General features: G+C 67.2%; 3 protein-coding genes and 1 pseudogene. 1 reads left to right on the top strand and 3 read right to left on the bottom strand.

The features are described 5' to 3' along the window. Positions 1–157: 157 nt before the first annotated feature. The 3 genes and pseudogenes from prfB to VF662_RS02715 form a co-directional block, all read right to left on the bottom strand. Positions 158–1,285, bottom strand: coding sequence for a peptide chain release factor 2 (gene prfB, locus VF662_RS02705; protein ID WP_464137408.1), 1,128 nt, complete (start codon positions 1,283–1,285; stop codon positions 158–160). Positions 1,286–1,319: 34 nt separating this feature from the next. Then, complete coding sequence (locus VF662_RS02710) at positions 1,320–3,854, bottom strand: penicillin-binding protein 1A (protein WP_464137410.1); 2,535 nt, start codon at positions 3,852–3,854, stop codon at positions 1,320–1,322. A gap of 55 nt (positions 3,855–3,909) precedes the next feature. Beyond that, positions 3,910–4,635: pseudogene (locus VF662_RS02715) on the bottom strand (N-acetylmuramoyl-L-alanine amidase family protein); the annotation flags it as partial. Positions 4,636–4,909: 274 nt separating this feature from the next. Here VF662_RS02715 and VF662_RS02720 point away from each other — a divergent pair. Then, the gene (locus VF662_RS02720) at positions 4,910–5,935 is read left to right on the top strand and encodes a polysaccharide deacetylase family protein (RefSeq protein WP_464137412.1); all 1,026 of its coding nucleotides are present in this window, start codon (positions 4,910–4,912) and stop codon (positions 5,933–5,935) included. Positions 5,936–6,077 lie beyond the last annotated feature (142 nt).

Raw genomic sequence — 6,077 nt, forward strand, 5'->3', positions numbered from 1 at the left:
CACCGTCTCGAACTCGCCGACGCTGTCGCGCGCGTCCTCGTTCGAATAGCGGGCGGACACGATCGGCGCGACGGGGCGCTTGGGATCGGGGAATGGCGATTTCTCGGGCGGCTTCTCACAGCCCGCAAGGAGGAGCGAACAGAGGAGCAGGGCGCCTCTATTCGACATCTTCGACTTCGACCTTTTCGCCCGTCACCTTCTGCGAGAGCGCGGCCGCCATGAAGCGGTCGAGATCGCCGTCGAGCACGTCGGAGGGAGCGGTGGAGGTGACCCCGGTGCGAAGGTCCTTCACCAGCTGATAGGGCTGAAGCACGTAGGATCGGATCTGGTGGCCCCACCCGATGTCGGTCTTGCCCGCCGCGGTCGCATTGGCTTCGGCCTCGCGCTTCTGGAGCTCGGCTTCGTAGAGCTTGGCGCGAAGCTGGTTGAACGCCTCGGCCTTGTTCTTGTGCTGCGAGCGCTGGTTCTGGCACTGCACCACGATGCCAGTGGGCAAGTGGGTGATGCGGACCGCGGAATCGGTCGTGTTGATGTGCTGCCCGCCCGCGCCCGACGCGCGGTAGGTGTCGATGCGAAGGTCGGCGTCGTTGACCTCGACTTCGATATTGTCGTCGATGACGGGATAGACCCAGACGCTCGAGAAGCTCGTGTGGCGGCGGGCGTTCGAATCGTAGGGGCTGATCCGCACCAGCCGGTGCACCCCGCTCTCGGTCTTGGCATAGCCGTAGGCATTCTCGCCCTTCAGAAGCAGGGTGGCGGATTTGATCCCCGCCTGCTCCCCGGCATGATGGTCGATCAGCTCTACCTTCATCCCGTGCCGCTCGGCCCAGCGCGTATACATGCGCTGCAGCATCTCGGCCCAATCCTGGCTTTCGGTGCCGCCGGCGCCGGCATTGACCTCGATATAGGCGTCGTTCGCGTCCGCTTCGCCGGCGAGCAGCGCCTTCACCTTGTCGTGCTCGGCACGCTCGGCGAGTGCGGCGAGCGAGGCGACGGCGTCGTCGATCATGCCGTCGTCGCCCTCGGCCTCGGCCATCTCGATCAGCTCGATCGTGTCGTTGAGCTCCTGCTCGATCGCCTTGGTGGCGCCGATCGCCTCGTCCAGCCGGCGGCGCTCGCGCATCACTTCCTGAGCGGCCTTGGCGTCGCTCCAGAGCGCCGGATCCTCGACGCGCGCATTGAGCTCGTCGAGCCGCCGAAGCGCGCGGTCCCAGTCCAGGAACCGCCGCAACAGGTCGAGTGCTGACCTGATCTGCTCAACATGGGCTTGCGCTTCGGCGCGCATCGAACTTCCTTAACTTACGGGAGCGGGAGGGGACCTAGTAAATCCCGCCCTCTCTTTGCAAGAAATCGCTTTCGGGGCGAGGCTCTGCGCGGCGGACGGCGGCGGCCCGGCGCGGGCGCGGCTTGGCGATCGCCGGCAGGTCCTTAGCGGCATAATCGCGCCGGATCGATCGGCGCGGCTCGCTTTCTGGCTTGAAGGCTTCCCAGATCACCGCCGCCTTCGGGTCGGCACTCGGCCATTCGCCGAACACCTTGCGGCCGGAGCGGCGGTCGATGCGCACCATCCGGATTCCCGCGGGCGCCCGGAACGGCACCACCGGCATGTCCTTGAACGCGGCCTGCGCGAACTGCTTGAAGATCGGTGCGGCGAGCGTTCCGCCCTGAGCATAGCCGCCCATCGGCCGAGGCTGATCGAAGCCCATATAGACGCCGGCGACGATGTCGGCCGATCCGCCGATGAACCAGACGTTCGTCGGGCCGGTCGAAGTTCCGGTCTTCCCGAACAGGGGCCGGCCGAGATCGCGAAGCACCTGCGCCGTACCCCGCTGCACGACGCCTTCCAGGATGTGCACCATCTGGTACGCGGTCATCGGGTCGAGCAGCTGCTTGGTGCGGAGCGGCGGGCGCGGCATCGGGCGGCCGTCCCAGTCGCGCATGTTGCAGCGCTCGCAGGGCCTCGTGTCGGCGCGGTAGATCACCTTGCCGCTCCGATCCTGAATATAGTCGATCAGGGTCGGCTTCAGCTCCTTGCCTTGGTTGGCGAGCATCGCGAAGGCGTTCGTCATCTTGATCACGGTCGTGTCGCCGGCGCCGAGTGCGATCGACAGGTAATTGGGATAATCGCCGACGCCGAGCGTCCGGGCGAGCTTCGTCACCTTGTCCATGCCGGTCTGGTTGGCGGCCCGGACCGTCATCAGGTTGCGAGATTGTTCGAGGCCCCAGCGCATCGTCTGCGGGCCCGCATTCCCGCCGGAGAAGTTGCGGAAGCATTTGTTGCCGAGCCCGGCACCCTGCCAGACGCAGAAGGGGCCGTCGACGATGATCGAGGCCGGCGTCATGCCGTTGTCGAGCGCGGCCGAATAGACGACCGGCTTGAAGGTCGAGCCCGGCTGGCGGAGGGCCTGCGTCGCGCGGTTGAAATCGTCACCCCGCGCGTCGAACCCGCCCTGCATCGCAAGGATCCGGCCGCTCGCCACTTCCTCGACGACCATCCCGCCCTTGATCTCGGGTATCGAGCGGAGGACGTAGCCGGCGCCTTCGCGCTTCACGGCGATGACCATTCCCGGCCGCAGGAAATTGAAGGCGGCTGTGGCCGAGCCGCGCTTCGGCATCGATGCGGCATAGCTCGGAAGATCGGCCTGCGTTCCATCCGCAAAGCCGATCGTCGCCATGCCGCCTGACTTCTCCAGGACCACGGCAGCCCGCCAATCCTCGTAGCCGACCCCGAACGGCGCCCGCGCGAGCTGCCCCTGCCAGTCGGATCCGAGGTCGATCGAAAGCCCCGGATCGCGCCAGCCCTTCCCGCGGTCGTAGCGCATCAGCCCGTCGCGAAGCGCGACTTCGGCCGCCTTCTGCCTCGGCCCGTCATAGGAGGTTCGGACCCAGAGACCGCCCGTATAGACGCCGTTCGCGCCCTTCTCGGTCTTCTCGCCATAGCGCTGGACGAGCTGGCGGCGCACTTCCTCCATGAAATAGCCGCCGACGTTCCGCACCGTCGCCCGCGGCACCTTCACCACCCCGAGCGGCCGTGCCTGGGCCTCGGCGCGTTCGGCGGGCGTGATGAAGCCGTTCCGTTCCATCTCGGACAGCACCCAGTTGCGGCGGGCCAGCGCGCGGGCGCCGCGGCGCTCCGGATCGTAATTGCTCGGCGCCTTGGGAAGGATGGCGAGATATGCCGCCTCGTGAAGCTGCAGCTGGTCGACGTCCTTGTCGAAATAAGCGCGCGCCGCCGACTGCGCGCCATAGGCGTTCCGACCGAGGAAGATCTGGTTGAGGTAAAGTTCGAGGATCTGCTCCTTCGTCAGCACGTTCTCGATGCGCCGGGCGAGGAACGCCTCCTTGATCTTGCGGGTGACCGAATATTCATCGCCCAGCAGCAGGTTCTTCGCGACCTGCTGGGTGATGGTCGAGCCGCCCGCGACCCGGTCCCCGGTGCCGAGGCTCAACGTATAGTTCAGGACCGCCTTGACGAAGCCCGGATAATCGAGCCCGCCATGGCTGAAGAAGGTCCGGTCCTCGGCCGCGAGATAAGCCCGGATCAGGACGGGCGGGAATTCCTCGAAGGCGAGCTCGACGCGCCGCTCGCGCGCGAAGGTCTGGGCCGGCTCGCCGTTGATGTCGCGGACGTTGGTCGGAAGCGCGGGCTGGTAGGTGAGCAGCGACTCCGCCGAAGGAAGCCCGCGCGCGAACAGCAGCCAGAGCAGGAAATAGAGGAGGATCGGCGCGGCAAGCAGCACGGCCGCGATCTTGGCCCAGCGCTTCGCCCACAGCCGGCGCAGCTTTTCGCGAAGCGCGCCCGCATCCTCCCGGCGGAGGGTGAAGCGGCTGGATGTACTTGTTTCGGAGACCATTAGGCGCGGCTCTAGCCCAAGTGCAGGCGGTGGTGAAGGGCGGGCGGCACTCGCTTCAGCGCTGCGCGGTGCGCATCATCCGGCGCGCGAAATGGGCTTCGACCGCGCGCCGGATGCCGATTGCGATCTGCTGCCGTCCCTCCGGCGAATGGATGTAGGCTGCGTCGGTGGCGTTGGTGAGATAGCCGGATTCGAAGAGGATCGACGGGATGTCCGGCGCCTTCAGCACCAGCAGGGAGGCGAAGCGGTGATAATTGGGCCGGAACGGGAAGAAGCCCGATGCTTCCCGCTGAAGCAGGCGGGCGAATTCGGCGGAGGCGTCCATGCTCTCTCGCTGGGCTAGGTCGATCAGGATCCGGTTCACGCCCTCGTCCTGCCCGCCGAGATCGACGCCGGCGATGATGTCGGACTTGTTCTCCTGCTCGGCGAGCAAAGCCGCCTGCCGGTCCGAGGCGACTTCGGACAAAGTGTAGACGGAGGCGCCGCGGGCGCCGTCATTGGCGGGCGCGGCATCGGCATGAATCGAGATGAAGAGACCCGCACCGAGCCGCCGCGCGATCTCGTAGCGCTCGCGGTGGACGACGTAGCGGTCGTCGTTGCGGGTGAGCGCGACGCGGACTCGGCCGGAGGCTAGCAGCTCGTCCCGGATCGCACGGGCGAGCGCCAGCGTCACGTCCTTTTCCCGCCGCTGGCCGAAGGGGGAGATCGCGCCCGGATCGCGGCCGCCATGGCCGGGGTCGATCACCACCAGCGGCCGTCCCCGCGGGCCGAGCACCGGCGGGTTCACGGCCTTTGCGCCCTCGGCCCCGGCATCGAGATCGATGGTGAGCCCGCCCTCGGGATCGCGGTCCGACCCGGGCGCCAATGGCGACAGCCCCGGCGCAAGGCCGAGCAGAGCCGCAAGCAGGAGCGCCAGGAAGGACATGGCCGCTTTCTGCCGTCCCGAGGGCTCGGCGGTCCACAAAAAAACGGCTGAAGCGCCGGGGCGGCCGAGTGCATTAAAAATTTCTTAGTCCGTTCCGGCTACGTGACGAGGGCGGGGAGGCGATGCACTTATGCCGCTGAAGGAAACGCTGCTGGGGGCCGCGCACTTGCTGGGCATGTCCCCGCTCGCGCGTGCCGCGACCGCGAAGCAGCTCCGGATCCTCTGCTATCACGGGCTCTGGGTGACGCCGGGCCATGAATATGGCGAATGCACCTTCATCTCCCCCGAACAGTTCGAGCAGCGGATGGCACGCCTCAAGCGCTCGGGCCTGCCGGTGCTTCCGCTCGGCGAGGCGATCGACCGGCTTGCGGAGGGGACGCTCCCGAAGGCGGCGGTGGCGATCACCATCGACGACGGCTGGGTCTCGACCTTCACGCACATGCTCCCGGTACTGGAGCGATACGAGCTTCCGGCGACACTCTACGCCACCACCTGGTATTCCGGCCGCGACCTTCCGGTGGTGAATGTCGCGGTGGATTATCTCGTCGCCGCCTCCGAACGACTTGATGTCGACGGCGGTGCGGTGACGCGGGGCATCGAGGCGCTTCCGGTCGGGCAGCGGCTCGAAGCACTGCGGCGGTTCGGACGCGACATGGGCGTCGACGAGGCCTGGCTGGAGCTCCGCCAGTTCCACATGATGTCGCCCGCCGAGCTCGCGGATGCGCACCGGCGCGGGCTCGACATACAGCTTCACACGCACCGCCACATCGACGTCGAAAGCAAGGTCGCGACGCTGCCGCGGGAGATCCAGGAGAACAGGGCATTCCTCGAAGCTGCCATCGGACACGTGCCGCTGACTCACTTCTGCTATCCGAGCGGGACCTTCCACCCGGATGCGCCCTCGCTGCTGGCGGCGCAGGGCGTACGTTCGGCGACCCTGGTCGATCTGGGGCTCAATGCACCCGGCGCGGATCCGCTTCGGCTCCGGCGCCTGCTCGACGGACGCAACGTCACCGACACCTTGTTCGACGCCTATCTGTCCGGGCTGCTCCACTTCGTCACGCCGCTTGGAAGCCTGGTGCGGCGGCGAAGAGCAGCGGCCTCCCGGACGGCCGCGTCACATCCGCCTCAAGGAGCGCTCATTCCTGCCGAGTGAAGCACGGGTAACGGCAGGGTAACCAGATTGGATTAGTGTGGAACCATGTTCATAGACACGACCGCACCCGCCAAAGCCGTTCCCGCAGAGGATCTGTTCCCTTCCTGGCGCGGCAGGGAGCCTTACCGGGACCGGCTCGGCG

The organism is Allosphingosinicella sp. (assembly GCF_036387215.1).
Taxonomy (GTDB): Bacteria; Pseudomonadota; Alphaproteobacteria; order Sphingomonadales; family Sphingomonadaceae; genus Allosphingosinicella.